This window comes from Halomonas sp. 3H (assembly GCF_024206005.1).
Classification (GTDB): domain Bacteria; phylum Pseudomonadota; class Gammaproteobacteria; order Pseudomonadales; family Halomonadaceae; genus Halomonas; species Halomonas campaniensis.
The window spans coordinates 1,154,998-1,181,486 of sequence record NZ_CP100360.1; the positions used below are offsets into that span (position 1 = coordinate 1,154,998).

Below are 26,489 nucleotides of genomic sequence, written 5' to 3' on the forward strand. Positions count from 1 at the left end.
CTGCCCCCGGAGATGCCATGTACTCGCTTGCCCGCTCGCTCCTGTTTCGCCTCGATGCCGAGACCGCCCACGGCGTTGCGCTGTCGGGCCTCGACCTGGCCGGTCGGCTGGGGCTGGCGAAGCGGCTCGGGGGCGGGCGTGTGGAGGACCCGGTGGAGCTCATGGGCCTGCGCTTTCCGAACCGGGTGGGCCTGGCCGCGGGGCTCGACAAGAATGCCGACCACCTCGATGCCCTGGGCGCGCTGGGCTTCGGCTTCGTCGAGGTGGGGACCGTGACCCCGAAACCCCAGGCGGGGAACCCCCGGCCACGGCTGTTCCGGCTGCCCGAGGCCGGCGCCATCATCAACCGCATGGGCTTCAACAACGCTGGCGTCGACCACCTCGTCGAGAAGGTCAGGGCGAGCCGCTACGACGGCGTGATCGGCATCAACATCGGCAAGAACCTCACCACGCCGGTGGAGAAGGCGGTGGACGACTACCTGACCTGCCTGCGCAAGGTCCATGCCCACGCCCACTACGTCACCGTCAACATCTCCTCGCCCAATACGCCGGGGCTGCGCAGCCTGCAGTTCGGCGAGCATCTCGACCAGCTCCTCGGGGCGCTGCGCGAGGCGGGGCTCGAACTGGATCGCCAGGCCGGCCGGCGGGTGCCGCTGGCGGTCAAGATTGCCCCGGACATGGACGCCGAGGAGGTGGCCCTGGTGGCCCGGGCGCTGTCGGACAACGGCATCGATGCGGTGATCGCCACCAATACCACCGTCTCCCGTGAGGCGGTGGCCGGCCTGCCCCACGCCGATGAGCAGGGCGGCCTGTCGGGGCGTCCGGTGTTCGAGGCGTCCAATGCGGTGATCCGCGAGCTGCGCCGCCACCTGCCGACGATGCCGATCATCGGCGTGGGTGGCATCGACAGCGGCGACTCGGCGGTGGCGAAGGTGGCGGCGGGCGCCGATCTGGTGCAGCTCTACTCGGGCTTCATCTACCGTGGCCCGGCCCTGGTGGGCGAGTGTGCCCGGGCGCTGAAGGCCGGCGTCGCCACGCCGTGAGGCGGGAACGCACCAGCAAAAAGCCCGTGGCGCTTGCCACGGGCTCTCTCGAGAGGGGGTGTGAACCCGAAGAAAAAGGTGGGGGGGTCACATCACCATGGGGTTCTTGTGGATTCCGGAGACACCCGTCATGCCGGACCATTGATCCCCACGACCTTCACGCCAACCGCTCATCCAGTATTCGCGAAGATTGATATCCTGACTGGGACAGTCATCGCGGGAACGACCTGAGACTCCCGCCTTGTAGCCATGAATATAGGCACGCTGGAAGCGATCACGTTTCTGTCGTTTCATTGGACTACCTCTTGAAAAGGTATCAATCTGGAGCGATCCATGCGTCAGCGTGGCGCACGATCGATCCGTAACGTGCCCCGGGGTTCGCGTCAGCCTTGCTGAGCCGTGCCCGGTGACAGAAAACGCATGCGTTCTTCAGTAGCTACTGGCTTATTGATAGCCCATCCCGGTCGCCACTGTCGACCCTTGATTTGTAACATCCCGTTCACCCGCCGGTCACGGCGGCCATGACCCCAACAGCATGCCGGTGACATCTTCATGACCGATAGCCAACCCACTGAGACCCTTGAATTTCTTGCCACCTGTCCCAGGGGCATCGAGCTGCTGCTGGCCGACGAGCTGGCGGCCCTGGGGGCCGAGCCGGGCAAGACCACGGTGGGCGGGGTGCACTTCCGGGCCGGGCTCGAGGGGGCCTACCGCGCCTGCCTCTGGTCGCGGCTGGCCAACCGGGTAGTGCTCTGCCTCGCCCGCGAGGAGGGGATCGAGACGCCGGAACAGCTCCGGGCCTCGGTGGCGGCGGTCGAGTGGAAGGCCCACCTGGCTTCCGGGGCGAGCCTGGCGGTGGATTTCCACGGTCGCTCCGAGGCGATCCGCCACACCCGCTTCGGGGCCCAGACGGTCAAGGATGGCGTGGTCGACCGCCTGCAGGCCGAGGGGCGGGCGCGGCCCGACATCGACCTCAAGTCCCCCGACCTGAGGCTCTATGCCCACCTGCACCGCGGGCGGCTGATCCTGGGCGTGGACCTCGCCGGCGACAGCCTGCACCGCCGCGGCTACCGGCGCGACGTGGGCCACGCCCCGCTCAAGGAGAATCTGGCCGCCGCGCTGCTGGTGCGTGCCGGCTGGCCGGCGCTGGCCCGCGACGGCGCCCCGCTGGTGGACCCGCTCTGCGGCGCCGGGACCCTGCTGATCGAGGCCGCCATGATGGCCGCCGACATGGCCCCCAACCTGGCCCGCCAGCGCTTCGGCTTCCACGGCTGGGCGGGCCATGACGAGGCGACCTGGCGCGAGCTGAAGCGCGAGGCCGAGGCCCGCGCCAGCATCGGCCGCAAGCGCTGCCGCTCGCGGCTCCACGGCTTCGACCGCAGCCCGCCGGCGCTGGCGGCGGCCCGGGCCAATGCCATGCGCGCCGGCATCCCGGCACTGATTACCTTCCATGGCGCCGGGCTCGTCGAGCTGGCGCGCCCCGAGGGGCTGGACGATGCGCCGCCGGGCCTGGTGATCACCAACCCGCCCTATGGCGAGCGGCTGGGCGAGCTGCCCGAGCTGGTCGGCCTCTACGGGCAGCTCGGCGAGCGGGTGCGCGCCGCCTTCCCGGGCTGGGGGCTGGCGGTCTTCACCGCCAACCCGGACCTCGGTCACCGCATCGGCCTGCGCGCCCACAAGCAGTACGCCCTGCGCAACGGCCCGCTCGAGGCCAGGCTGCTGCTGATGGCGATCCCGGAAGCGGCCCGCGGGGACGACGATGCCGGCGCCAGCGCCCGGGCGGGAGCCGCCCCGGCGCGCTCCGAGGGAGCCCAGATGTTTGCCAACCGGCTGGAGAAGAACCGGCGGCGGCTGAGGAAGTGGCTCAAGAAGAGCGGCGAGCGCTGCTACCGTCTCTATGACGCCGACATGCCGGAGTATGCCCTGGCCATCGACGTCTACGGCGACCGGGTCCACGTGCAGGAGTACGCGCCGCCGCGCTCCATCGATGCCGCCCAGGCCCAGAAGCGGCTCTTCGATGCCCTCTCGGTGATTCCCGAGGTGCTCGAGGTCGACCCGGCCCGGGTGGTGATCAAGCGCCGCGAGCGCCAGAGCGGCCGCGCCCAGTACCAGAAGCAGGCGGCCAGCGGCGAGCGCTTCGAGGTGCAGGAGGGGCGGGCGCGGCTGTGGGTCAACCTGCGCGACTACCTCGACACCGGCCTGTTCCTGGACCACCGGCCGGTACGCCGGATGCTGGGCGAGATGGCCGCCGGAAAGCGCTTCCTCAACCTCTTTTGCTATACCGCCACCGCCACCGTGCAGGCGGCGCTGGGGTCGCGTGAGGCCGAGGGGGCGGCCGGCGCCAGCGACAGCGTCAGCGTGGATCTCTCCAACACCTACCTGGAGTGGGCGCGGGACAACTTCGCCCTTAACCGACTCGACCCCAGCCGCCACCGGGTGGTGCGCGACGACTGCCTGCGCTGGCTGCAGACCGCCCGGGGGCAGTTCGACCTGATCTTCATGGACCCGCCCACCTTCTCCAACTCCAAGAAGATGGACGAGACCCTGGATGTCCAGCGCGACCACGGCCGGCTGGTGCGCCTGGCCATGGCCCGCCTGGCGCCGGGCGGCACCCTGGTGTTCTCCAACAACCAGCGACGCTTCAAGCTGGACGCCGACCTGGCCGAGCACTATGCGGTGGAGGAGATCTCGGCGAAGACCTTCGATCCGGATTTTACCCGGAACCCCGACCTGCACCACGTCTTCCTGATTCGCCACCGGGAGGAAACGGCATGAGACCTTCGATCCGCTTTTTATCCTGCAACCGCAACCCCGACCTGCACCACGTCTTCCTGATTCGCCACCGGGAGGAAACGGCATGAGACCTTCGATCCGCTTTTTATCCTGCAAACGCAACGCCGATCTCCACCACGTCTTCCTGATTCGCCACCGGGAGGAGCGCGCATGACCCGGCTGACCCTGTATACCACCCTGGGCTGCCACCTCTGCCAGCAGCTCGAGGCGCTGCTGGTGACGCTGTGTGCCGGGGAGTATCGCCTGGAGCGGGTCGAGATCAGCGAGGACGACGCCCTGGTCGAGCGCTACGGGGTGCGCATCCCGGTGCTGGTGGATGCCGAGGGCAGGGAGCTCGACCGCGGCTTCGAGGCGCCGCGGCTGGCCGCCTGGCTCGCCGAGCGGGGCTGGCTGGAGGAGGACGCCTGGGCGGCGCTGCAGCGCCAGCTGGCCGGCGAGGCCGAACCTCGCGAGGTCAGGGGGGCGACCATGCGAGGCGGACGGCGCTATCTCGGATAAGCGCCAAGCCACAAGCGCCTGGCGCCCGGCCGCTCAGAGAGGTGCTGCAGCTGTTGGGGCTAGACGCTCAACTGCTGTGGCATGGCTGGCGGCATCATCCTGCGTCGCTTGGCGCTTGGCGCTTGGCGCTTGGCGCTTGGCGCTTCAGAGCGCATCCAGCAGCGACAGCTGACTGACCGCCTCGCGCCCCTCGGCGCTCTGGTCGTCCACCTCCAGCACCTTGCGGAAGCCGCGGGAGGCCTGGATGGTGGCCTCGTCACCCAGCCACATCAGGGCCTGGCCATGGTCGTCGGCCAGCTGATGCTTGAGGCCGCCGAACTGGGTGCCGATCTGCCCCCAGGCGCGGCTGAAGATCCAGTCGCCGAACATGTCCTGGTGGATGTGCACCAGCACATAGTCGTGGTCGGTTTCCCAGCGAACGATCATTGATGCTCCCGCGGTGCGCTGTGCCGGGCTTGGCGGCAGAGTGATAAGGTGTGGCGTATTGTAATTCCTTGCCGGAGCCGAACAAGCCGCCATGAAGATTCTTGTCGATGCCGATGTGCCTGCCGCCGACCTCTGCTTCCGCGACCTGGGGGAGGTGGTCCGCCTGCCGGGGCGCGAGATCACGGCCGCTGCCCTGCGCGATATCGATGCCCTGGTGGTGCGCTCCATCACCCGGGTCGACGCGGCGCTGCTCGCCGAGGCCCGCCGGCTGCGCTTCGTCGGCACCTGCACCATTGGCACCGACCATATCGACCGCGACCTGCTGGCGACGCGCGGCATCGCCTTCGCCAGTGCGCCGGGCTGCAACGCCGAGGCGGTGGTGGACTACGTGCTCGGCAGCCTGGCGACCCTGGCCGAGCGCCAGGGGTGGCCGCTGGCCGAACGGCGGGTGGGGGTTATCGGCGCCGGTAACGTGGGCGGGCGGCTGCTGCGGCGGCTCTCCGCCATGGACATCGACTGCCTGGCCTGTGATCCGCCCCGCGTCGAGGCCGAGCGGGTCACGCATGAGGGCCGGGCGGCCTTCGTCGACCTGGAGACTCTTATCGATGCCTGCGACGTGCTCTGCCTGCATACCCCGCTGGTGCGCCAGGGGCCCCATGCGACCCACCACCTGCTGGGCGCCCAGGCGATCGCCGAGCTCGCCCCGGGCACGGTGCTGCTCAACGCCGGGCGCGGCGACTGCGTGGACGGCCAGGCGCTGCGCGGCCGGCTGGCCGGCGAGGGCGACATCACCGCGGTCCTCGACGTCTGGGAGCATGAGCCGGGCATCGATGCCGTCCTGCGCGACCTGGCCGAGATCGCCACGCCGCACATCGCCGGCCACAGCCTGGAGGGCAAGCGGCGCGGCACCCACATGATCTACCGGGCGCTCTGCGAGCGACTGGGCCTGCCGCCCCGGGTGAGCCTGGAAGACCTGCTGCCGGCGCCTCCCCTGCGCCGGCTGGCACTGGGCTGCGGGCTCGACGCCGAGGAGGCCCTGCGGCTCTGTATTCGCGCCGTGCATGACGTGCGCCGTGACCACGACAGCCTGCTGCGCGAGAGCCGGCGCCAAGGCATGGCCAAGGGCTTCGACGCCTGCCGGGCGAACTATCCCCTGCGCCGCGAGTTCGCCGCCCTGGAGGTGGTCCTGGTGGAGCCCGATGAACCGCTCGCCACCCTGCTGGCCGGCGCCGGGTTTCGCCTGGCCTGACCCCGTAACAGCCCATCGCAGGTACAGCCCGTCGCTGTCCTGACGCGAGTCGCCGCCACGGCGAGAATGCAAAGCATTGTCACAAAGGTCGTCCATCGGCTGCCAAAGGTGTGCCTTCCGAGTAATCTTGTCACATTCGCCACCGTCGATCTTCGGCAGTGGTTCATATCTTCATGTCAGATATCAGAGAGCTGCCCGATGCTGGTAGTGGATCGTCCCCAGAGTATTGAGGTCTCCGCGGCGGCTTCCCGCCGCGAGTCCGAGCTTCCCGTCGTGTCGCATGCGCGGCACCTGGTCAGGCTGGTGGCCAGGTCGTGGATGATGATCCAGGACCTCGAGCATCGTGATCCCACGCTGTTGCCGGGGCACCTTTCGCGAATCATGGTCATCACCGATGAGGCTGACATGCGGCCACTCCAGAAGGTGGCCGGTCAGCTGCTGGCCGATCTGTCCGACCTTGGCCAGGTCGAGATTCATCGCCGCACCATGCAGCTGCATGCCGATATCATGGCCTCATATCACGACTCGAGACGTCGCGTGCGTGCCCCCATGCGTCATTGACCACTCCTGCCCGAGTGATCCCTGCCCTTGTCCCGCCCGGTGCGGGATTTTTTTAATTGATCGGTCGCCTGCGGGGCAGTGAATGTCAATCAATGTCACGTCTTGTTGTGGCGGTTCGCTTACAGTGCTGCTGGCTATTACACTTTAAATAGCCTGTTAATCAAGGATGCATCCATTGCGCTGCATGATCATCGATGACGATCCGACCATGCGATCCCTCGTCGGAAGCCTGCTCTCCAGGCAGGGCCATGATATCGATACGGCCGAGGGCCTGGACGAGCTTGAACACGCCCCTGAAAGGCTCGATGTCGACCTGGTGATCCTGGATTATCGCCTGGGCCGGTCGACCGGTCTGGACGTGATCCGCCTGCTGATGACCTCGTCCATCACACCTCATGTCATTCTGCTCAGCGGAGCGGAGCGTGAACGGGTCATGGGGGCGGTGGAACTGGGTCGCGCCTATGGGCTGCACATGCTGGGAGTGCTCGAGAAGCCTCTGGATGCACCGGCCCTGCTGCGGATCGTCGAACAGCTGCAGGCTTCACTGCGGGTGGTCAGTTCTGGTCATATTCGTGCCGCTCTGGAGCGCGGTCATTTCCTGCTGGCCTATCAGCCCAAGTTCTGCCTGTCGACGGGGCGGGTGAGCGGGGTGGAGGCGCTGGCCAGGTGGCAGGACCCCGAGCTGGGCCTGGTGCCGCCCGATCGCTTCATCTCGGTGGCGGAGAAGGACGGGCAGATAATTCCCCTGACCTGGCAGCTGGTCGAACAGGCCCTGGCGCAGCAGTATCGCTGGCGCCGGGCGGGTTTTGACCTGGACATGGCCATCAACCTCTCGCCGGCCGTGCTGGAAACCGATGACTTTCTGCCACAGTTCCTTCGCCGCCTGACCGCTCACAACGTCACGCCGGGGAGCCTGACGCTGGAACTGACCGAGACGCGCGGCATTCGTGACATGGACCGTGCCATCGACCAGCTTTCGCGCCTTTGCGATCTGGGATTCAGTATCGCCATCGATGATTTCGGCACCGGCAATGCCTCGATGCTCCAGCTCTACCGGCTCCCCTTTACCCAGCTGAAGATCGACAGGGCGTTCGTGGCCGAATGCACCTATGACGACAAGGCCGAGTCGATCATCCAGATGGTGATCGAACTGGCCAGGCGGCTGGGGCTCGACGTGGTTGCCGAGGGAGTCGAGACCCTCGAGCAGGGCCGTCTGCTCAAGCGAGCGGGATGCCACACCGGCCAGGGCTATTTCTTCTCGCGGCCGCTGTATGCAGACCGCTTCGAGGCCTGGTATGGCAACTTCGGCAAGCAGATTCCCGACAAGGAGGGGATTTCATGGCACACCATGCAACAGTTCATCCAGCAGTGTCATCCCACCTGAGGGGACACGGCAGTCGTGAACAGGCCCAGGGCTTCTTGGCCGATACCTTGGCGGGGTTCATCGATGAAGCCTGGCTGCTCATCGAGGATGGGGACTTTCTCGGGCTTCAGCACGCGGCGAGCCATCTCTCCTCCTGTGCCAGGGCGCTCGGGCAGGGCTTCATCGGCGATGTCGCGGGCATGATGGCCGTATCGGCCGCTGAGCAGGAGGCCGAACGCTGTCATCTCTTCCTGGCGGTGATCCAGCGCGAGTGGGATACCGTCATGGGCTGAGGTTGATATCCGACGTTCCGCACCTACTCGACGTCGATGTGGGTGACTTGCCAGACGGTGCGGAACAGCCGCTGCTGGCTCGAGAGGCCATGACCCTCGGGGTAGAGCAGGAGCAACGGACCAAATTCACGAACGTTCAGGGGCTTGCCGTTGCAGCGATGCGCCAGCATGGCCCCCATCGCGTCGGATTCGGCGAGAGACAGCCGGGTGCTGTAGCCGTCCAGTCCCGTCACCACCAGGGTATCGCCGCGAATCTCGAGATGCTCGATCAGGCTGCTGAGCAGCGGACCCTCGAAACGCGCGGGCTCGTCGTGCCATGGCACCCGGGTCTCCATGCTGGCCTGGGGCAGGGTCAGCAACGTCTGACGATCCAGCGTCAGCGAGGGAGTTCCCGGGCCGATCTGGACGGTGAGCAGCGGCGCGGTACCGGAAGAGGCGGTGGCGACCAGCGGCAATAGCCAGGCAAGCGCAAGAAGGATAATTCTTGTACAACTCTTTGTCGGCATCGACTTGTTCCCCTCGGGTGCTGCCCCGGTTGCCTCGAGACCCAAGGATAAAAGGCGCTGGCCTGTTATCCCGGGGCGTAATGTCAACAAGTGTTACGCTCGGTGGAGGTGGCGGGCTTTAAGCGTAAACTGGTAATGCAACTATTGTACAAGGTTCCGCCATGCGTATTGCAGTGCTCGAGGATGATCCCGATCAGCTGGATTTCATTGACCGTTGCCTGGAGGCGGACCGGCATACGCGGGTGCTGATGCAGCGCGCCGGCGAGCTCCACCGCCGGTTGCAGACCGAACCCTTCGACCTGCTCATTCTGGACTGGCACCTGCCCGATGCCAGCGGCCTGGAGGTAATGGCCCATTTGCGCCATGGCCATGCCTGGCAGCAGCCGATCCTCTTCATTACCGCGGAGTCGAACAGGGAGGATGCCGTGGTGACGGCGCTGGAGGCCGGCGCCGATGACTTCCTGCAAAAGCCACTGAACCCGGCCGAGCTTCGTGCCAGGGTCAGGGCGCTGGGCCGACGCACGTCCCAACTCCAGGCCGCCGAGGCGTTGGCGCTAGGGGAGTATCGGCTCTCGCGGGTGCCGCGCGGGGTGGTGGTGCAGGGGGAGCCGGTGCCCTTGACCGAGCGGGAATATCAGCTGGTCAACCTCTTCTTCAGCCATCCGGGCCAGCTGCTGTCGCGCAAGCTGCTGCTCGAACTGGTCTGGGGGCTGCAGGGTGACGTCCAGACGCGCACGCTCGATACCCATATCAGCCGGGTGCGGCGCAAGCTGGGGCTGGACGGAAGCCGCGGCCTGCGCCTGCGCAGCGTCTACCAGTATGGCTACCGTCTCGAGGAGGTGTGCTTGGCCGGTCAGGCCTGACGGCGGGGAAGATAGCCCCCCTCGGCGAGGGCTGTCTCGGTGATCTTGGCCAGCCGGTCCAGCTGTTCGACCCGGGCCTTCAGGCCGGGCATGTCGATCTCCAGGGCCTGACGCTCAAGGACGGCAGCGGCATCGGCCAGGCCCGAGCAGCCCATCGAGGCGGCGGCTCCCTTGAGGGCATGGGCGGCCTCGCCCAGCTCATCGCGATCCTCACGATCGAGGCTCTCGGCCATGCGCGAGTGCCGCTCCTCCAGTCGCTCGATGAAGCGCTCGACGAGGCCGCTCAGGGTCTCCTGCCCCAGCGATGCCTCAAGGGATGTCAGCGTGGCCGCATCGAGCAGCGGCTCGGCGGTGTCAAGAGTGTCAACGACGCCGGCGCGGGTCGCATCGCCGTCCATCGGTAACGCCACTTCCCGGGCCGGTGGCGATTCGGGCCCGAAGGCGGAGGCGTCGGCTCGAAGGTGGCCAGCCTCGGCCTCGTGGGGAATCAGCAGCGGGCGCAGCGTGCGGTAGAGGTCACCGCGGGTGAAGGGCTTGCAGAGCACATCGTCCATTCCCGCCTCGCGGCAGCGTCGCTGGTCCTCGGGCATGGCATTGGCGGTCATGGCGACGATCGGCAGACGAGGGTCGTTCGGGGATTCCTGTCGGCGCCAGCGTCGGGTGGTCTCCAGCCCGTCGAGCACCGGCATCTGCATGTCCATCAGCACCAGGTCGAAGGATTCCCTGGCCAGGCGCTCCAGCGCGGCCTGGCCGTTCTCTGCCAGGTTGACCGTCTGGCCAAGACGCTCCAGCATGGCCTTGGCCAGCTCCCGGTTGGTGGGGTGATCCTCCACGACCAGGATCCGGCCGCGAGGTAGCGGGGTGGCGGGACGCCCGGTCTCCGCATCCACCAGGCCGGCGTGCCGCTCCACCGCTTCCCGGGAAGCGCCCGTCAGCGGCAGGTCGAACCAGAACAGGCTGCCCAGGCCGACATGGCTCTCGAAGTCGATATGCCCCCCCATGGCGGTTACCAGCCGTTCGCAGATCGCCAGCCCCAGTCCGGAGCCGCCATAGCGCCGCGAGATCGAGCTGTCGACCTGGGAGAAGGGCTTGAAGAGGGCCTGACGGCGCTCATCGGGAATCCCGCAGCCCGTGTCACGCACCAGGAAGCGCACCTCTCCCGCCTCGGTGAGCTGCACCTTGAGGCTGATGGCCCCTTCCGAGGTGAACTTGAAGGCGTTGTTGAGGAGGTTCATCAGCACCTGGCGCAACCGGTTGGCATCTCCCTCGAGGCAATCGGGCACCTCGTCATCGACGATCACATGGAAGGCGATTCCCCGCGCCTCGCTCTGCAGCTGGTAGGCCCGGGTCAGCTGGGTGATGAAGGGGTGCACCCCGAAGGGCTGCGGGTCGAGATCCAGCCCGCCGGATTCGTACTTGGTGTAGTCGATCACGTCGTTGATCACCGCCTGCAGGCTCAGCACGCTGTCGTTCAACGAATCCAGCAGCCGCTGGCCGCCGGCCGGCAGGGGCTCGTCGGCAAGCAGGTCGGCCACCCCCACGACCCCGTTGAGCGGGGTACGGATCTCATGGCTCATCACCGCCATGAATTCCGACTTGGCCCGGCTGGCCTGCTCGGCCTGCCGGGCCGTCTCGTCGAGCTCGCGAGCCTGGTGCTCGAGCATGCGGGTCTTGCGCCCATGCTCCCGGCCCTCACGGATCAGCGATACCACCAGCACGCTGCCCGACACCATCAACAGCACGATCAGCGCCAGTACCACGCCGTACAGGCTCAGCAATTCGTTGCGCTCGGCGTTGCGCAGACTGGCCACATGGGCATTGGTGTCGATCAGCAGGGCCGAGGTAATGCCCTGCAGGGCGACCAGGCGCTCATCAAGCTCGCGACGTGTCTGGGGGTCCAGCAGGCGCTCACCGCCCTCGATCTGCGCGAGCAGGGCGTCAAGGTCGTGAACGCTCTGGATGGCGGCCTGCAGCGGCTCGGTCAGCGTCGTTTCCTGCATGGCCCGCCGAATCTCACCCTGCTGGAAGAGGCCGGTGCGGCTGACCAGGATCTCGTAGCGCAGCAGGACGTCATCGGGATGCGAGACCGAGGCGCCGTGTAGCGCCAGCCGCAGCTCGCGGACCTCGCGGTCGAACTGGTAGGCGGCCCAGGTCAGGTTCTCGAGCATCTTGTGCTCGACCTGCTGCTGGCGATGGTAGATGGCCCCTCCGGTGATCAGCGCGGAGAGGAACAGCAGGATGGCCGCGAAGGTGGCGACCCGGTAACGAAGGCTGCTGATCGATGGCATGCCGTAATGGCGCTCAGTCGCCGATCACGGCGATCCGGTGGATCTGCCAGACGGAGCGCATCAGTACCTCCTCGTTGAGCAGTTCGGGGCTGTCGTCGAAGGGGTAGATGATGAACAGTGGACCGTGGTCGCGCACCCTCAGCGGTTCCCCGTTCAGGGTCATGGCCAGGATGACATCGTTCTCGAGCAGGTCGGTGACCGGCACGCTGGCCGAGTAGTCGTTCAGCGCCGTGACACGCAGAGTCTCGCCGTGAGCGCCGACGGCGGCCAGCAGCTCGCGGCCCAGGGGGCCGGTGAAGCGGACGGTACCATCGTGCCAGGGGGTGGCGGTCACGGTCTCGTGCTGGGGCAGGGCCAGCAGCATCTCACGGTCGAAGTGTGCCTCGTCGCCGACATTGGTCGTGGCAATGTTTCCCGTCACCGTCAGCAGCACGCGACCCGACGGTGGCTCCAGGGCCATTGCCGCGGGGATCAGCAGCAGCCAGGCAGAGAGGGCGGCAAGAGTGGCTCGCATCGACGTGTCCTTGGTCGGGGGGATGAGGGTAACGGCGCCAGTATAAGGGGCATGGGCGGCGCGAATGTCAAAGATTGTGACGTTATCCCCCGAGTGGCATGCTTGTCAGGGTCAGGTTCAGGGACTGCTTCAGGGTATGGGAGACCGCGTGCAAATCGCCATTCTGGAAGACGATGAGGATCAGCGGGACTTTCTGGTGACCTGCCTCACCCGGCTGGAGAACACGGTGAGCGATTTTGCCAGTGTGGCCGAGCTGCAGCGCGCCATGCAGCGCCAGCGCTTCGACCTGTTCGTGATCGACTGGCGCCTGCCGGACGTCAGTGGGCTTAGCTTCGTGCAGCAGTTGCGGCGACAGCTCGGCTGGGAGGTGCCCATCCTGATGATCACCGCGACCCGCTCAGAGGGAGATGTGATCGAGGCGCTGCAGAGCGGTGCCGACGACTTCCTGGCCAAGCCAGTGCGCCCCGACGAGCTACAGGCGCGGGTCCAGGCCCTGGGGCGGCGTCTCGATGCCCGGCGCGGGCAGAGCTCGCTGGAGTTGCCCCCCTACCGGGTTGATATTTCCCGGCGTGCCGTGTCCCTGGCGGGGCAGGCGGTTGCGCTCACCGACCGGGAGTATGCCCTGGCCAGCCTGTTTATCGGCCATGCCGGCGAGCTCTTCTCGCGCCAGGAGCTGCTGCAGATGATCTGGGGGATACGCGGGGATGTTACCACCCGCACCGTGGACACCCATGTCAGCCGGCTGCGTCGCAAGCTCGAGTTCGATGGGCGCCATGGTTGGCGGCTGCGCAGCGTCTACCAGCACGGCTACCGGCTCGAAGCCGGCGTGCAAGAAGTGTAAAGATTGTTAACAGATGCGAGGCCACTGCGGCAGGCTGGAACATCGCTAATCTGATAGCTTGAGATGACAATCTGAAGACGACAAGGGGAGTCGCCCATTCATACGCTCAGCCACGGGCCGGAAGCCCTCGATCGCTATCGGCGTCGTGCCTTCTTGGCCTATGGGCTGCTGGTGCTGGTAGTAGCAGCAGTGCTCGCGGGACTCCAGCTGCGTGAGTATCGCTCACTGATCGATCAAGGCCACGAAATGGCCCTGGGTCGAGCCGCCATGGCCGCAGAGTGGGTAGCATCCGTCTTCAGCCTCAGTGATATTGCGCTGGACGGCCTTGAGGAGCTGAATCAGGCGCCATTGGTGGCATCCCTGGGCGAAACCGTGGATCCCGACTACGAGCGGCTGGAGGCCCTGCTTGCCGAGCGACGCGCTCGGTACACCTTCCTTGATGAATTGGGACTGTTCGATCGCGATGGGCGGGTCGTGGCTACCTCATCGCCACTCTTTCCCCGCGGCTACGATCTTGGCGGCCTGCCGCACTACCGCATCTTCCGCGAACGCCCAGAGCTTCACGAGTGGGTTTCCGGCCTCTACTGGTCGGCCTTCGCCAACGACCATCGCATCATGCATGTGCGCCGTCTTGCGAGTGGCGGGGAGCTCGCGGCTGACTTTGCGGCCATCATGCTGACGCCGCAGATATTCGAGGGAACCCTGGCGCGTCTGCCCAGAGCCCAGGGTGAAAGCCTGATGATCGTGGATAACGCGGGGCAGCTGGTGATGCACCTGCCGGGGTGTGGCCAGGGGAGAGAGTGCCCGTCAATCGGTGACTCCCTTGAGAAACTTGACATTCCCTCGCTAGCCGATGATGCGTCAACGTCCAGGCCGACACGAATGGCCTCGCCGGTGGACGGTGTGGACAGGCTCTATGCTGCGATGTCGGTCGCAGGCCGTCCGTTTATTGTCATGGCGGGAGAATCCACGGCGTTGCTGATGCAGGGCTGGTGGCAACAGCTGTGGATACGAGCCGGTATCCTGCTGCTGGTCATGCTGGTGGGTGGTGCCGGCCTTCGCCACTATCTCACACGCCTGCGACTGGAGCAGGAGTCCCGCATCGCCGCCACCGCCTTCGAGAGCCAGCAAGGCATGTTAGTGACCGATGCCCGGGGGCGTATCCTGCGAGTCAACGAGGCCTTCACAAGGATCACCGGCTACTCGGCCCAGGAAGTCCTGGGTCGCAAGCCTGGCCTGTTGGCATCGGGGCAGCATGATGAAGCGTTCTACCGGCAGATGTGGCAGTCGATCGATCAGAGGGGAGGCTGGGAGGGCGAGGTCTGGAACCGTCGTCGCAACGGCGAGCTCTATCCCGAACATCTGTTGATCAGCGCCGTCGCGGGAAGCGACGGGCGAGTGACCCACTACGTGGGGGCCATGACCGATATCTCGAAGCAGAAGGCCGCCGAGGATGAGGCGCGCCAGCTGGCCTTCTTCGACCCCCTCACCGGCCTGCCCAATCGGCGTCATCTGCTCGATCAGCTGACCGCGTTGGCCGGTGACTCGCACCCGGGCAGCCACTTCGCGGCGCTGCTGCTGATCGACCTGGATCACTTCAAGCGGGTCAACGACCTGCTGGGCCATCAGCAGGGTGACCAGCTGCTCCAGCGGATCACCCATGAGCTGCGCCACCAGCTACGCGAGAGCGATACTCTGGCCCGGCTGAGCGGCGACGAATTCGCCGTGCTGCTCGCGGGGCTGGGACCCGACCAGGAGCACGCCGCCTATATCACCGAGCGCATCGCTAGCAAGCTGATCGGCACGCTGCAGCTTGCGCTGCCCGGGGAGTCCCATGCCATGCAGATGACGGCAAGCCTCGGGATCACCCTGTTCCGCTACCGTGAGGCGTGCGCCCAAGCTGTGCTGTCCCAGGCCGACATGGCCCTGCAGCAGGCCAAGCAGGGCGGGCGAAACCGGTTCTGCTTCTTCGATCCGCTTCTGCAGGCGCAGCTGCATGGTCGTCTGCGGCTGGAAGCGGACCTGCGTCATGCCCTGTCGGCTGAGCAATTTCGTCCCTACTACCAGCCACAGGTGGACAGCGAGGGGCGCATCCTCGGCGCGGAAGTGCTGCTGCGCTGGGAGCATCCCGAGCGCGGCATGGTCTCGCCGGCGGAGTTCATTCCGCTGGCGGAGGAGAATCGCCAGATCATCGCCATCGACCGCTGGGTGCTGGAGACTGCCTGCCGGCAGCTGATGGTGTGGGCGAGCAATCCCGAGACACGTGACCTGACGCTGGCGGTCAATATCAGCGCTCAGCAGTTCAAGGAGAGCGACTTCGTCGATCAGGTGCATCAGATCCTGGACAGGACCGGGGCTTCACCCGGTCGACTCAAGCTGGAGGTGACCGAGGGCCTGTTCCTCGAGCGGCAGGACGAGGCTCGTGACAAGATGCTGGCACTCAAGGCGCTGGGGATCACCTTCGCCCTGGACGACTTCGGTACGGGCTTTTCGTCGCTCTCCTACCTCAACCGCCTCCCGATGGACCAGCTCAAGATTGACCAGTCCTTCGTGCGCGAGGTGCTCGACGACCCGGCGAGCGCCTCGATCGTCGACAGTACCATTGCGCTCGCGAATAGCCTGGCGCTCGAGGTAGTGGCCGAGGGCGTGGAGACCGAGGCACAGCGAGCCTGGCTCAAGACGCATGGGTGCGAACGCTTCCAGGGCTACCTGTTTGGCAGGCCCTTGCCGCTGGGTGACTTCGAGCAGTTGCTGCGCGACCCCCGGCGAGAGCTGCCATAGCTTCTGGTGGGGGCGACGGCCAAGGGGGCCCTTGGTTTCGGTCGTCCAAGGCAGTGTCTGGCTGTCCCGACGGGCATCTAGGTCGACAGTGCCCTACCCAGGATCATTGCCGTCCACTCGAGCACCTGAATCAGCTGGTCGATATCGGTCTGGCGCACGTGGTGGTAATGCGTCAAGAATTCTTCCACCCGGGCGAGATGGTTCGCCAGATCACGTGCGCCAACCGAGGCTGCTGAACCTTTCAGCATATGTAGCTCTCGCTTGAGTGCCTCCAGGGTATCCGGGCTCTGGGCTGCCTCACGCCATGAACGGGTCTCCTGCTGGTGAAGTCGGCCACCGAAGAGCTCCAGCACCCTGCGGAAAAGCTCCCGGTCGCCCGCAGCGGCCTCCAGGCCGGCTTGGGTATCGAAGCCCTCAGCTTCCAGCCGCTCCAGCCAAGCTTCATTGTTGCGGGAGATGGGGTAGGACTCGTCAGCTGCAGCGGGCGGGGAAGCGTCATCGTCGGTGAGCCAATGCAGCAGGGTAGCGGTCAGCTGCCGTGGCTGAACCGGCTTGGCGAGGTGCTCGTTCATGCCTGCGCCCAGGGCCTGCTGTCGCTCCTCGGACAGGACGGCGGCGGAGAGGGCAATGATGGGAAGTGTCGCGTTGTCTTGTCGAATACGCCGTGCGGCCTCCAGGCCGTCCATCACCGGCATTTGTAGATCCATCAGCACCAGGTCGACGCCATGCTGGCGCAGGGAGTCCACCGCCTCTCGGCCATTATCGACCACGCTGACCTCCACGCCCAGGTCTTCCAGCAGGCGCCGTGTCAGGGCCTGATTGATTGGGTTGTCTTCGGCCAGCAAGACCTTCTTGCCTCCCAGCCGGGGGAGATCATAGCCTTTGGCGCCTGGAGGATGGCGAAGAGGGGCCTCACTGATCTCCAGCGGCAGGCTGAAGGTGAAGCGACTACCCTGACCCGGCTGAGAGGAAAGTGACAGCTTGCCTCCCATCTGCTCCACGAGGCGCTGGCTGATCACCAGCCCCAGGCCGGTGCCGCCATAGCGTCGAGAGGTGGAAGTATCGGCTTGGGTAAAGGCGTTGAAGAGCCGCTTCTGCTGGGCGGCACTGATGCCGATGCCCGTGTCGTTGACGCTACAGGTCAATCGGCAGCGTGAGCGGTCTATCGCCTCGACATGGATGACGAGCTCTACCTCGCCTCGCTCGGTGAACTTGATGGCGTTGCCGACCAGGTTAGTAAGCACTTGCCCCAGTCGCAGAGGGTCTCCCAGCAATGCCGCCGTCGCGTCGCCTCCTTGACGCGTCCGGAAACGCAAGGCCTTCTCATTTGCCGCCAGGCCGAACAGCGCTTCCTGTTGCGCGATGAGCTCTTTGGGATGGAAGGGGCGGGATTCAAGCTCGAGCTTGCCGGCTTCGATCTTCGAGAAGTCCAGGATATCGTTGACGATGCTTAGTAGCAGCTGCGATGAGGCCTTGACCTTGTCGATCCAGTCCTGCTGCTCGGCGCTAAGTGGGCTCTGCGAGAGCAGCTCGCCGAAGCCGATGATGGCGTTGAGGGGCGTGCGAATCTCGTGGCTCATATTGGCCAGGAACTGGCTCTTGGCGCGGTTGGAGGACAGGGCGTGCTGCTGCGCCTCCTTGAGATCGGTGATGTCGCGCCCTACGGCCTGTATCTCCAGGAGGCTTCCCGCCTCATCGAGAATGGCGCTGTCTTCCCAGGAGAGCCAGCGCCAGCCGGCTTGTGTCATGGCTCGCTGCACGATGGTGACGCGCGAGTAAGGCGGCTGCTTGAGACGGTCGATGGCGGACAGGGTGTGGGGGAGGTCATCCTCGTGCACCAGCGGGGTGAACGTCTTGCCGATCAGCGCCTCGCGGGATTTTCCGAACGTGGTGCAGTAGGCGTCGTTGACGAAGGTGAAGCGGTTGTGGGTATCGACGCGTACGATCAGGTCCTGCTGGGATTCCACCAGGCTGCGGTAGAGCGCTTCCTGTCGTTTCAGGCGCTGCTCGTTATGCTCCCGCTCGGTGACATCGGTGGCGATACCCAGTACCTGGCGCTCCGCCACTGGCCGGTCGGCCATCAGGGGTACCTTGACGACCTGGAACCAGCGGATATCGCCGTGCCCATCGGGCATGGGCTGCTCGAGAATGGTCTTGGGGCGCCCCTGAATCATCACCTCGCGGTCATCGCGCAGAAACTTTTCGTGGATGTCAGGGGGGAGCGGCATCTCGGCGTCGGTGCGGCCGATCATCGCCTCTGGCGTAGTGCCAAAGAGCGTGGCAACGCTGCGGTTGGCCAGGATGTGTCGGCCCTGCCAGTCCTTGGCAAAGACGGGGCTCGGCAAGCTGTCGATGATCAACTGCAGGTAGTTCCTCTCCTCGGCCAGCTGTCGTTCAAGGTCGATGCGGGCGGAGACATCATGTGCGGTAGCATAGATCCGCCCATCCCGCGGCGTGGAGCGCCATTCGATATGCCGATAGCTGCCGTCCCGGTGGCGATAGCGGTTGATGAAGCCGGCCACCTCCTGGCCATCGTGTAAGGCGTGCATCGCCTGTCGCGTGCTGGCGAGGTCGTCAGGGTGTACCAGGTCCAGGAAGGAGCGGCCGACCAGGGTGGACTCGGCATGGCCCAGCACACGCTCCCAGGCCTGATTGACGGTCTGGAAATCGCCTTGCAGGGTGGTAATGCACATCAGGCTCAGCGATACGTCGAAGAAGGTCTGCAGCTCACGGCTCTTCGCCTCGGCCAGCTGGCGATCTCGCACCCGGTCTGTCACATCCTCGTTGATGCCCACCAGCCAGCGAGTGGACGCATCATCATGCTGGAAACTGCGGGTCACCGAGCGCAGGTGGCGTATCTCGCCATTTTCGCGGAGGATGCGAAACACCAGGGTCAGTGGGGCAGGGTCCTCGAGCAGTTGCGAGAAGGCCATCTCGACCGCGCCTCGGTCTTGCGGATGCACCCGTGCCAGCCACTCATCGAATGTAAGCGGTGGGCGGCCGGGCGCTATGCCATGGAGGGCGTACATCTGGGCATTCCATTCCGTTTTGCCACTCGCGATATCCAGCTCCCAGACTCCGAGACCGGCGGCTTCCAGGGCCAGCCGATCGCGCCGCACGTCATGTGGGCTCAGGGCGGCGATGGGCGGTGAGGCTGACATGGCGACTCTCCTGTGCGCAAATGAAGCGTGCATAGGCCACGCATCTCATCCCATTGAATGGTCGGGGGGAAGGCTTGTGACCTTTGTTTACATCCTGGCTGGTTGCCAGCCAGTAAAGTGAAAGCCGAGCGAGTGATGAAACCACCGGTCAGGAGCACAGGGCGATGCCATCCAGCGCAGCCACCATTCTAGTGATCGATGACGATGCCACGATTCGCCTCCTGCTTAGCGCAGGCCTGTCGAAACAGGGGTTTCACGTACTGGAGGCCGCGGGTGGCCCGGCCGGCCTGGCAGCGTTCCGAACGCGCCGCCCCGACCTGGTACTGATCGATGTCTCCATGCCGGGTATGGATGGTTTCCAGGTAGCACGGGCGATAGGGTCCGAGTCGTCGATCAGGACGGTGCCACTGGTGATGCTTACCGGCAGTGATGAGCCGGACATCCGGCGCCAGGCGTTCGAGGCCGGCGCGCTTGACATACTGACCAAGCCCTTCCAACTCCTCCCGCTGGCCGAACGCCTGCGCAACCTGCTGGGCTCGGCTGCCTAGCCGCGGGGCAGAACTACCGAGTGTGGGTTCTCCGCGGTGCGCGCGCTCAGCGCCGCGCAGTTGATGACGTCATGACAGGTAGCTGGCCACTTCATGAGTAGCGGGAGAATTCCGCGCGGCTGACGATCAGCGAGTCGATGGCGCCGATATTGGCCGGGTCCTTGCCGTCATAGTCGAAGGCATTAAGTACGTAGCGCATCGCATTCAGCCTGGCGCGTTTCTTGCAATCCGACTTGATCACGATCCACGGGCATTCGGAGTGGTCGGTGTGGAAGAACATTGCTTCCTTGGCCGTGGTGTAGTCGTCCCACTTCTCCAGCGAGGCGAGATCTACCGGGCTGAGTTTCCATCGCTTGAGAGGATGGAGCTCGCGCTCCTTGAAGCGTCGCTGCTGCTCCTCGCGGCTGACCGAGAACCAGAATTTGATGATATGGATGCCGCTGTTGACCAGGTGGCGTTCGAGTTCCGGCACCTGGCGCATGAAGTCAGAGTACTCCGGGTCGCTGCAGAAGCCCATGACACGCTCGACCCCGGCGCGGTTGTACCAGGAGCGGTCGAACAGCACCAGCTCGCCGCGGGTGGGCAGGTGCTCGATATAGCGCTGGAAGTACCACTGTCCGCGCTCCGCGTCGGTGGGCTTGTCGAGGGCCACCACGCGAGAGCCGCGGGGATTGAGGTGCTCCATGAAGCGCTTGATGGTGCCCCCCTTGCCGGCAGCATCACGGCCTTCGAAGAAGATCACCACGCGCTGGCCGTTCTGTTTGATCCAGGCCTGGAGCTTCAGCAGTTCGACCTGAAGGTAGTACTTCTGCTTCTCATATGACTTGCGCGTGAGGCGGTTCTTGTAGGGGTAGGGGGCGGTGCGCCAGTTCCTGACGAGCTCTTCGTCTTTCGAGACGGGACGACCCTGCTCGAACTGTCGCCAATTGATCAGCGCCTTCTTGAGTTCGGTGACGTCATCCAGTGAGGCGCCATCGATGATATCGGCGACGGCCTTCAGGGCTTCTTCATGCGGTTCCGGGAGCGGCTCCTTCAGCCCCAGGATATCGGCTATGGCAGAGGCCTGGGCCTCCTGAGCGCCATGGGTTTTCTGCATGACGGTGAATGCGGCGACAGCTTGATCCCGGGTCGCCCGATGGTGATCCGGCTTCTCCATTACCTCGGACCTCTCGTCTGACATGATCGATACCCCCTGATTTCATATCCGTTTATTTTTTAATGATAATAGAGGGTGATGCCTGATACTTGATGTGCATCAATTCATGCAGGCCCGCCTGCGGCATCGAAATCCGGCGTCAATGCCGAGATATCCTTGATTAATTTGAGAATTTTCCGGGTGGCACCCAGAGTCGAGCAGCATGTCAAATGTGAACTTTATATACGCTGCTGGGGCATTAATAGGCGTCATGGTGGGGGAGTGGTTGACGCTTGGTCTGATTGTGACATCCTGCAAGAAACCCGCTGTTTATTGAGAGGCATCATCATGGGCGAACCGGCCACGACGCAGTCCTCTGTCCCGCGGCTGCTGAACATGGCCCTGGGCGAGGAGAGCGGAAGCGAGGTGTCCACCGAGCATGCGCTGCTGGAGGCGCTGCATGCCATTCGTGCCCACCTGGGCATGGAGGTGGCCTTCATCTCCGAATTCGATAATGACCGACGGGTGTTTCGCTACGTGGACGAGGAGGCCGGGGTGCCGCGCCTGGAGGTGGGTGCGTCGGACCCCCTCGAGGCGAGCTACTGCCAGCGGGTAGTGGACGGCAGGCTGCCCGAGCTGATCCCGGACGCCTTTGACAACGCCGAAGCCTTGACCCTGCCGGCGACCCAGGAGATGCCGATCGGGGCGCACCTGAGCGTTCCCATTCGCCTCCAGGATGGCAGCGTCTACGGCACCCTGTGCTGTTTCGACCGCCAGGCCGATCCCTCCCTTAACGAGCGCGACCTGGGCATGATGCGGGTCTTTGCCGATTTCGCGGCACGCCAGCTGGAGCGTCAGCGAGAGCACCAGCAACGTCAGCAGGCTATTGAAGAGAGGATTCGCGACGTTCTCGCCCAGCGTCGGTTCCACGTGGTCTTCCAGCCCATGCACGACCTTGCCGGCCAGCGCATCGCCGGTTACGAGGCGCTGACGCGATTTACCGCCGAGCCGAACCGAGGGCCCGATAAGTGGTTCGAGGAAGCCGCCACGGTGGGGTTGAGAGAAGAGCTTGAATTGGCAGCCATCGAACTGGCGCTGGCTTCTTTGCCCGACATTCCTGTCGCGGCCTACCTGTCGCTCAATGCGTCGCCGGCGACGATATTATCCGGGCGTCTTGACGACATGTTCGGGCCATATCCGCTTGATCGGCTGATGCTCGAGGTCACCGAGCATGATGTCGTCGATGACTACGCTGGCCTCTCCGACTCGCTCGCCAGCATGAGGGCCCGGGGGCTGCGGCTGGCCATCGACGATGCGGGGGCCGGCTATGCCAGCTTTCGCCATATCCTCAGGCTTGCGCCAGATGTCATCAAGCTCGACCGCTCACTGACTCACGAGATCGACCGGCGCGATGAGAGTCGTGCCCTGGCGGCGGCTCTGATTGGCTTTGCGTCGGAGACGGGGAGTCGGCTGATCGCTGAGGGCGTCGAGACTCAGGCAGAGTTGGACGCCCTGAAGGACATTGGCATCGGCAAGGCGCAGGGGTACCTGCTGGGAAGGCCGGGCCCCCTGCCTTCGTGAGGCAGAGAGCTCATCAAAGCCGCCATGCAAGCGGGCCCGCCAGTTGGCGGGCCCGCTTGCCTTTCATGTTCGCCATTACTGCCGGTAGGCGACTTCCTTGAGCGCCCGGATGCGGCCGGCATAGGGAGCAGCGGCGGGGTGGCCTGCCGCTGTTCGCCGTCACTGCCGGTAGGCGGCTTCCTTGAGCGCGCGGATACGGTCATCCAGCGGGGGGTGGCTGGCGAACATCCGCTCCATCAGCGAGCGGGTCTGGCCCTTGGTGATGGCCATGGCGCGCAGGGTGTCCGGCATCTGGTCGGGCATCTCGGTCTCGGCCTTGAGGCGGGCCAGGGCGTTGATCATGGCCCCGGAGCCGGCCAGCTGGGCGCCGGCGGCGTCGGCACGGTACTCGCGGAAGCGCGAGAACCAGGCGACGATCGCCGAGGCGATGATGCCGAACACGATCTCGGCGACGATCACCACCGCGAAGTAGCCCATGAAGCCGAGCCCCGCACCATCGGTGCGGCTCTTCAGGAAGCTGTCCACCAGGTGGGCCACCACCCGGGCGAAGAACATCACGAAGGTGTTCACCACGCCCTGGATCAGCGCCAGGGTCACCATGTCGCCGTTGGCCACGTGGCCGATCTCGTGGGCCAGCACTGCGCGCACCTCCTCCGGGCGCATGCGGTTGAGCAGGCCGGCGGAGACCGCCACCAGGGCGTCGTCCTTGTTCCAGCCGGTGGCGAAGGCGTTGGACTGCTGGGCGGGGAAGATGCCCACCTCGGGCGTCTTGATGCCGGCCTCTCGGGAGAGCTCCGCCACGGTGTCCACCAGCCACTTCTCGGTGGCGTTGGAGGGCGTCTCGATGATCACCGTGCCGGTGCTGCGCTTGGCCATCCACTTGGAGATGAACAGCGAGATCATCGAGCCGGCCATGCCGAACACGAAGCAGAAGATCAGCAGAGCGTTGAAGTTCATGCCCTGGCCGCGCAGGTAGCCCTCCACGCCGAGCAGGCGCAGGGTGATGCTGGCGACGAGTATCACCGCCAGGTTGGTGCCCAGGAAGAGCAGGATTCGCATCATGGGGTGGGGTCTCCATCAGTCGTCGGGGAAGGGAAGGGGGCCACCCGGGGGGGGCGGCATCCAGAAGCTGTTGCTTAGATACGGGCGGGGCGTTCGGGTTTCAAGCGGCGCTACTGGCGGTAGCGCGACAGGAAGCGGGCGAAACGGTCCAGGGCATCCTCGAGCTGGTCGGCCCAGGGCAGGGTGACGATGCGCACGTGGTCGGGCTCCGGCCAGTTGAAGGCGGTGCCCTGCACCAGCAGGATCTTCTCCTGCAGCAGCAGGTCGAGCACCAGCTGCTGGTCGTCTTGGATGTTGAACACCTTGGGGTCGAGCCGCGGGAAGGCGTAGAGCGCCCCCTTCGGCTTGATGCAGCTGACGCCGGGGATGGCGTTGAGCTTGTCGAAGGTGATGTCGCGCTGGGCCAGCAGGCGCCCGCCGGGCAGGATCAGGTCGTTGATCGACTGGTAGCCGCCCAGGGCGGTCTGGATGGCGTGCTGGGCCGGTACGTTGGCGCACAGGCGCATCGAGGCGAGCATGGTCAGCCCCTGGATGAAGTCGGCGGCACGCTGCTTGGCGATATGCCCGGAGAGGATCATCCAGCCGGAGCGGAAGCCGGCGCAGCGGTAGCTCTTGGAGAGCCCGTTCATGGTCACCACCAGCTGGTCCTCGCCGGCCAGCGCCCCGGTGGAGACGTGCTCGACCCCGTCGTAGAGGATCTTGTCGTAGATCTCGTCGGAGAACACCACCAGGTCATGCTCCCGGGCGATCTCCAGCAGCTCGCGCACCACGGCCGGCGGATAGACGGCGCCGGTGGGGTTGTTGGGGTTGATGATCACGATGGCCCGGGTGTGGGCAGTCACCTTGGCGCGGATGTCGTCCAGGTCCGGCGCCCAGTCGGCCTGCTCGTCGCACAGGTAGTGGACGGCGTGGCCGCCGGAAAGGTTGGCGGCGGCGGTCCACAGCGGGTAGTCCGGCGCAGGGATCAGCACCTCGTCGCCGTCGTTGAGCAGCGCCTGCATGGCCATCACGATCAGCTCGGAGACGCCGTTGCCGATGTAGATGTCCTCGATGCCGACGCCGGGAATCTCCTTGCGCTGGCACTCCTGCATGATCGCCTTGCGCGCCGAGTAGAGCCCCTTGGAATCGCAGTAGCCCTGGGCGGTGGGCAGGTTGCGCATCACGTCCTGGAGGATCTCCTCCGGCGCCTCGAAGCCGAACGGAGCGGGGTTGCCGATGTTCAGCTTGAGGATGCGCTGGCCTTCCTCTTCCAGGCGCTTGGCGTGGTCGAGCACCGGGCCTCGGATGTCATAGCAGACGTTGTGCAGCTTGTGCGATTTCCGGATCGGGGTGGTGTCCATGTCGGTCGGTGTCCAGTGTCCAGGGCGGCGGGCGAAAACGGATTATGCGGTGTGGCCGGCGTCGGCGTCATCCTCGCCAGGGGCGGGGGCGTCCACGGGCTCGGGCGGGATGTCCGCCGGGGTCTCCAGGGTCAGGCGGCCGAGCTTGCCGTCGCGCAGCTCGTGCAGCAGCACCTCGGCACCGCGGTGCAGGTCGACCTCGCCGCCGGGTCGCAGGCCGCCGCGCCGGGCGGCGATCTCGGCCAGTATCGCATGACCGTCGAAGCCGGCCACGGCCAGCAGATCGATCCGCGCCGGACCATCGGCCTCGACCCGCGCCGCCTCGGGGTTGGGGGTGTAGGCTGGCAGCGCCTTGAGCTTGTAGCGTGCGGTGAGGGCCTCGGGATAGCGGCGCGCCAGCTCGGCGGCGGTGACCACCGCCACGTCGACATAGTCGATGGCGGTGTCGCGGATGGCGCCGCTGGCGGCCAGGCGGTAGGCGCTGGCCTGGTCCTCGATCTTCGGCCACAGCACCCCGGGGGTGTCGATCAGCGCCACTCGCCCGCCGATGCGCACCTTCTGCTGGCGCTTGGTCACCGCCGGCTCGTTGCCGGTCCTGGCGATCGCCTTGCCGGCCAGGCCGTTGATCAGCGTCGACTTGCCGACGTTGGGAATGCCCATGACCATCACCCGCACGTCGCGGTCCGCGCGTACCTGGCCGGCCAGCTCATGGCACAGCTTGGGGATGCGCTTGAGCTCCCGGGCGTTGGTGGTGGTCACCGCCAGGGCGCGCATGTCCGCCTGGGCGTCGAAGTGGGCCACCCACTCCCGGGTGCGCTCGGGGTCGGCCAGGTCGGCCCGGGAGAGGATCTTCAGCACCGGCTTGTGACGGGTCAGCTCGGCCAGCATCGGGTTGGCACTGGAGTAGGGGAGGCGGGCGTCGAGCACCTCGATCACCACGTCGATCTCCGGCAGAGCCTCGAGGATCTGGCGGCGCGCCTTGTTCATGTGTCCCGGGAACCAGCCGAGCATGGGGGCCTCTCTTGGTCAGCCAATGAAACGGCCGCCCATCTTAGCAGATGGGCGGCCGTGACAGGATGGCGGGCTCGGCTACTCGCCGGAGTGGAAGGTCAGGGCCACCGAGTTGATGCAGTAGCGCAGCCCGGTGGTGTCGGGCGGGCCGTCCGGGAACACATGGCCGAGGTGGGCATCGCAGCGGGCGCAGGTCACTTCGGTGCGCTGCATGCCGTGGGAACCGTCGGCGCGCTCCTCCACGCAGTGCTGGCCCAGCGGGCGATCGAAGCTCGGCCAGCCGCAGCCGGCTTCGAACTTGTGCTCGTTCTCGAACAGCGGCGCGTGGCAGCAGACGCAGTGGTAGATGCCATGCTCCTCATGCACCCGGTAGTGGCCGCTGAAGGGAGGCTCGGTGCCGCGCTCCCGGGTCACGCGGAACTGCTCGGGCGTCAGCTGCTCACGCCATTCGGCCTCGCTCTTCTCGATCTTGCTGCGCATGGCGTCTCTCCTCGTCGGGGTTTCGAAAGTCTCGCTTCATTTTGACACCGCGTGCGCGATGTTTTTCCATGACTTTCGCCCGGGCCGTCACGCGGGGTCAACGGGCCTCGGGGGGCGCTTGACAGCCTTCAGGGCGCTCAGTAACATACGCG

Annotated in this window: 23 protein-coding genes; 12 read left to right on the forward strand and 11 right to left on the reverse strand. The window is 65.7% G+C overall.

Going from position 1 to position 26,489, the window contains the following annotated elements:
* The first annotated feature begins 17 nt into the window (after nt 1–17).
* On the forward strand, nt 18–1,043 hold the full coding sequence (locus tag NFC98_RS05465) for a quinone-dependent dihydroorotate dehydrogenase (protein WP_254277113.1): 1,026 nt from the start codon (nt 18–20) through the stop codon (nt 1,041–1,043).
* 87 nt (nt 1,044–1,130) lie between these two features.
* On the opposite strand, the gene rmf is transcribed toward NFC98_RS05465, so the two are convergent.
* A complete protein-coding gene (gene rmf / locus NFC98_RS05470; protein WP_183330499.1) occupies nt 1,131–1,337 on the reverse strand; it encodes a ribosome modulation factor in 207 nt (68 codons plus the stop codon).
* A 258-nt stretch (nt 1,338–1,595) separates the two neighbouring features.
* Here rmf and rlmKL point away from each other — a divergent pair, with 258 nt between their 5' ends.
* Nucleotides 1,596–3,818 carry a bifunctional 23S rRNA (guanine(2069)-N(7))-methyltransferase RlmK/23S rRNA (guanine(2445)-N(2))-methyltransferase RlmL gene (gene rlmKL, locus NFC98_RS05475; RefSeq protein ID WP_254277114.1) on the forward strand — a complete coding sequence of 741 codons (2,223 nt, stop codon included), beginning with the start codon at nt 1,596–1,598 and terminating at the stop codon, nt 3,816–3,818.
* 168 nt (nt 3,819–3,986) lie between these two features.
* Nucleotides 3,987–4,334 carry a glutaredoxin family protein gene (locus NFC98_RS05480; protein ID WP_254277115.1) on the forward strand — a complete coding sequence of 116 codons (348 nt, stop codon included), beginning with the start codon at nt 3,987–3,989 and terminating at the stop codon, nt 4,332–4,334.
* 144 nt (nt 4,335–4,478) lie between these two features.
* On the opposite strand, the gene NFC98_RS05485 is transcribed toward NFC98_RS05480, so the two are convergent.
* Complete coding sequence (locus NFC98_RS05485; RefSeq protein ID WP_254277116.1) at nt 4,479–4,760, reverse strand: hypothetical protein; 282 nt, start codon at nt 4,758–4,760, stop codon at nt 4,479–4,481.
* 91 nt (nt 4,761–4,851) lie between these two features.
* Here NFC98_RS05485 and pdxB point away from each other — a divergent pair, with 91 nt between their 5' ends.
* The 4 genes from pdxB to NFC98_RS05505 all read left to right on the forward strand — a co-directional run bounded on the left by pdxB (nt 4,852) and on the right by NFC98_RS05505 (nt 8,226).
* Nucleotides 4,852–6,009 carry a 4-phosphoerythronate dehydrogenase PdxB gene (gene pdxB / locus NFC98_RS05490; protein WP_254277117.1) on the forward strand — a complete coding sequence of 386 codons (1,158 nt, stop codon included), beginning with the start codon at nt 4,852–4,854 and terminating at the stop codon, nt 6,007–6,009.
* A 198-nt stretch (nt 6,010–6,207) separates the two neighbouring features.
* Nucleotides 6,208–6,570, forward strand: a complete 363-nt coding sequence (locus tag NFC98_RS05495; protein WP_254277118.1) for a hypothetical protein — start codon at nt 6,208–6,210, stop codon at nt 6,568–6,570.
* A gap of 184 nt (nt 6,571–6,754) precedes the next feature.
* Nucleotides 6,755–7,954: an EAL domain-containing response regulator gene (locus tag NFC98_RS05500; RefSeq protein WP_254277119.1), complete on the forward strand. Its 1,200-nt coding sequence runs from the start codon at nt 6,755–6,757 to the stop codon at nt 7,952–7,954.
* Nucleotides 7,909–8,226, forward strand: coding sequence for a hypothetical protein (locus NFC98_RS05505; RefSeq protein WP_254277120.1), 318 nt, complete (start codon nt 7,909–7,911; stop codon nt 8,224–8,226). Before NFC98_RS05500 ends, NFC98_RS05505 begins: the two co-directional genes overlap by 46 nt.
* Before the next feature lie 23 nt (nt 8,227–8,249).
* Here NFC98_RS05505 and NFC98_RS05510 read toward each other — a convergent pair whose 3' ends face one another.
* Nucleotides 8,250–8,732 carry a molybdopterin-dependent oxidoreductase gene (locus NFC98_RS05510; RefSeq protein WP_254277121.1) on the reverse strand — a complete coding sequence of 161 codons (483 nt, stop codon included), beginning with the start codon at nt 8,730–8,732 and terminating at the stop codon, nt 8,250–8,252.
* Between the two features lie 161 nt (nt 8,733–8,893).
* Between NFC98_RS05510 and NFC98_RS05515 the strand changes: the two genes are divergently transcribed.
* Nucleotides 8,894–9,595, forward strand: coding sequence for a response regulator transcription factor (locus NFC98_RS05515; protein ID WP_254277122.1), 702 nt, complete (start codon nt 8,894–8,896; stop codon nt 9,593–9,595).
* On the opposite strand, the gene NFC98_RS05520 is transcribed toward NFC98_RS05515, so the two are convergent.
* The gene (locus NFC98_RS05520; RefSeq protein WP_254277123.1) at nt 9,586–11,883 is read right to left on the reverse strand and encodes an ATP-binding protein; all 2,298 of its coding nucleotides are present in this window, start codon (nt 11,881–11,883) and stop codon (nt 9,586–9,588) included. The genes NFC98_RS05515 and NFC98_RS05520 overlap by 10 nt on opposite strands.
* 13 nt (nt 11,884–11,896) lie before the next feature.
* On the reverse strand, nt 11,897–12,397 hold the full coding sequence (locus NFC98_RS05525; protein WP_254277124.1) for a molybdopterin-dependent oxidoreductase: 501 nt from the start codon (nt 12,395–12,397) through the stop codon (nt 11,897–11,899).
* Between the two features lie 148 nt (nt 12,398–12,545).
* On the opposite strand from NFC98_RS05525, the gene NFC98_RS05530 reads away from it, so the two are divergent.
* The gene (locus tag NFC98_RS05530; protein WP_254277125.1) at nt 12,546–13,238 is read left to right on the forward strand and encodes a response regulator transcription factor; all 693 of its coding nucleotides are present in this window, start codon (nt 12,546–12,548) and stop codon (nt 13,236–13,238) included.
* A 153-nt stretch (nt 13,239–13,391) separates the two neighbouring features.
* Entirely contained in the window at nt 13,392–16,019 is a 2,628-nt protein-coding gene (locus NFC98_RS05535) for an EAL domain-containing protein (RefSeq protein ID WP_254277126.1), read from the forward strand.
* A gap of 77 nt (nt 16,020–16,096) precedes the next feature.
* On the opposite strand, the gene NFC98_RS05540 is transcribed toward NFC98_RS05535, so the two are convergent.
* Nucleotides 16,097–19,180 carry a PAS domain S-box protein gene (locus NFC98_RS05540; RefSeq protein WP_254277127.1) on the reverse strand — a complete coding sequence of 1,028 codons (3,084 nt, stop codon included), beginning with the start codon at nt 19,178–19,180 and terminating at the stop codon, nt 16,097–16,099.
* Between the two features lie 164 nt (nt 19,181–19,344).
* On the opposite strand from NFC98_RS05540, the gene NFC98_RS05545 reads away from it, so the two are divergent.
* On the forward strand, nt 19,345–19,728 hold the full coding sequence (locus NFC98_RS05545; RefSeq protein ID WP_254277128.1) for a response regulator: 384 nt from the start codon (nt 19,345–19,347) through the stop codon (nt 19,726–19,728).
* 91 nt (nt 19,729–19,819) lie between these two features.
* On the opposite strand, the gene ppk2 is transcribed toward NFC98_RS05545, so the two are convergent.
* The gene (gene ppk2 / locus NFC98_RS05550; RefSeq protein WP_254277129.1) at nt 19,820–20,884 is read right to left on the reverse strand and encodes a polyphosphate kinase 2; all 1,065 of its coding nucleotides are present in this window, start codon (nt 20,882–20,884) and stop codon (nt 19,820–19,822) included.
* 327 nt (nt 20,885–21,211) lie between these two features.
* Here ppk2 and NFC98_RS05555 point away from each other — a divergent pair, with 327 nt between their 5' ends.
* Nucleotides 21,212–22,444, forward strand: coding sequence for an EAL domain-containing protein (locus NFC98_RS05555; protein WP_254277130.1), 1,233 nt, complete (start codon nt 21,212–21,214; stop codon nt 22,442–22,444).
* 159 nt (nt 22,445–22,603) lie between these two features.
* On the opposite strand, the gene htpX is transcribed toward NFC98_RS05555, so the two are convergent.
* The 4 genes from htpX to msrB form a co-directional block, all read right to left on the reverse strand.
* A complete protein-coding gene (gene htpX, locus NFC98_RS05560) occupies nt 22,604–23,506 on the reverse strand; it encodes a protease HtpX (RefSeq protein ID WP_254277131.1) in 903 nt (300 codons plus the stop codon).
* Between the two features lie 110 nt (nt 23,507–23,616).
* Entirely contained in the window at nt 23,617–24,846 is a 1,230-nt protein-coding gene (locus NFC98_RS05565; RefSeq protein WP_254277132.1) for a pyridoxal phosphate-dependent aminotransferase, read from the reverse strand.
* A 42-nt stretch (nt 24,847–24,888) separates the two neighbouring features.
* A complete protein-coding gene (gene ylqF, locus NFC98_RS05570; RefSeq protein WP_254277133.1) occupies nt 24,889–25,857 on the reverse strand; it encodes a ribosome biogenesis GTPase YlqF in 969 nt (322 codons plus the stop codon).
* 78 nt (nt 25,858–25,935) lie between these two features.
* Nucleotides 25,936–26,337 carry a peptide-methionine (R)-S-oxide reductase MsrB gene (msrB, locus tag NFC98_RS05575; RefSeq protein WP_254277134.1) on the reverse strand — a complete coding sequence of 134 codons (402 nt, stop codon included), beginning with the start codon at nt 26,335–26,337 and terminating at the stop codon, nt 25,936–25,938.
* Nucleotides 26,338–26,489 lie beyond the last annotated feature (152 nt).

Excerpts from the sequence above, each read along its gene's own strand:
- NFC98_RS05465 (WP_254277113.1), top strand. The coding sequence starts at position 18 with ATGTACTCGCTTGCCCGCTCGCTCCTGTTTCGCCTCGATGCCGAGACC.
- rmf (WP_183330499.1), bottom strand. The coding sequence starts at position 1,337 with ATGAAACGACAGAAACGTGATCGCTTCCAGCGTGCCTATATTCATGGC.
- rlmKL (WP_254277114.1), top strand. The coding sequence starts at position 1,596 with ATGACCGATAGCCAACCCACTGAGACCCTTGAATTTCTTGCCACCTGT.
- NFC98_RS05480 (WP_254277115.1), top strand. The coding sequence starts at position 3,987 with ATGACCCGGCTGACCCTGTATACCACCCTGGGCTGCCACCTCTGCCAG.
- NFC98_RS05485 (WP_254277116.1), bottom strand. The coding sequence starts at position 4,760 with ATGATCGTTCGCTGGGAAACCGACCACGACTATGTGCTGGTGCACATC.
- pdxB (WP_254277117.1), top strand. The coding sequence starts at position 4,852 with ATGAAGATTCTTGTCGATGCCGATGTGCCTGCCGCCGACCTCTGCTTC.
- NFC98_RS05495 (WP_254277118.1), top strand. The coding sequence starts at position 6,208 with ATGCTGGTAGTGGATCGTCCCCAGAGTATTGAGGTCTCCGCGGCGGCT.
- NFC98_RS05500 (WP_254277119.1), top strand. The coding sequence starts at position 6,755 with ATGATCATCGATGACGATCCGACCATGCGATCCCTCGTCGGAAGCCTG.
- NFC98_RS05505 (WP_254277120.1), top strand. The coding sequence starts at position 7,909 with ATGGCACACCATGCAACAGTTCATCCAGCAGTGTCATCCCACCTGAGG.
- NFC98_RS05510 (WP_254277121.1), bottom strand. The coding sequence starts at position 8,732 with ATGCCGACAAAGAGTTGTACAAGAATTATCCTTCTTGCGCTTGCCTGG.
- NFC98_RS05515 (WP_254277122.1), top strand. The coding sequence starts at position 8,894 with ATGCGTATTGCAGTGCTCGAGGATGATCCCGATCAGCTGGATTTCATT.
- NFC98_RS05520 (WP_254277123.1), bottom strand. The coding sequence starts at position 11,883 with ATGCCATCGATCAGCAGCCTTCGTTACCGGGTCGCCACCTTCGCGGCC.
- NFC98_RS05525 (WP_254277124.1), bottom strand. The coding sequence starts at position 12,397 with ATGCGAGCCACTCTTGCCGCCCTCTCTGCCTGGCTGCTGCTGATCCCC.
- NFC98_RS05540 (WP_254277127.1), bottom strand. The coding sequence starts at position 19,180 with ATGTCAGCCTCACCGCCCATCGCCGCCCTGAGCCCACATGACGTGCGG.
- NFC98_RS05545 (WP_254277128.1), top strand. The coding sequence starts at position 19,345 with ATGCCATCCAGCGCAGCCACCATTCTAGTGATCGATGACGATGCCACG.
- ppk2 (WP_254277129.1), bottom strand. The coding sequence starts at position 20,884 with ATGGAGAAGCCGGATCACCATCGGGCGACCCGGGATCAAGCTGTCGCC.
- NFC98_RS05555 (WP_254277130.1), top strand. The coding sequence starts at position 21,212 with ATGGGCGAACCGGCCACGACGCAGTCCTCTGTCCCGCGGCTGCTGAAC.
- htpX (WP_254277131.1), bottom strand. The coding sequence starts at position 23,506 with ATGATGCGAATCCTGCTCTTCCTGGGCACCAACCTGGCGGTGATACTC.
- NFC98_RS05565 (WP_254277132.1), bottom strand. The coding sequence starts at position 24,846 with ATGGACACCACCCCGATCCGGAAATCGCACAAGCTGCACAACGTCTGC.
- ylqF (WP_254277133.1), bottom strand. The coding sequence starts at position 25,857 with ATGCTCGGCTGGTTCCCGGGACACATGAACAAGGCGCGCCGCCAGATC.
- msrB (WP_254277134.1), bottom strand. The coding sequence starts at position 26,337 with ATGCGCAGCAAGATCGAGAAGAGCGAGGCCGAATGGCGTGAGCAGCTG.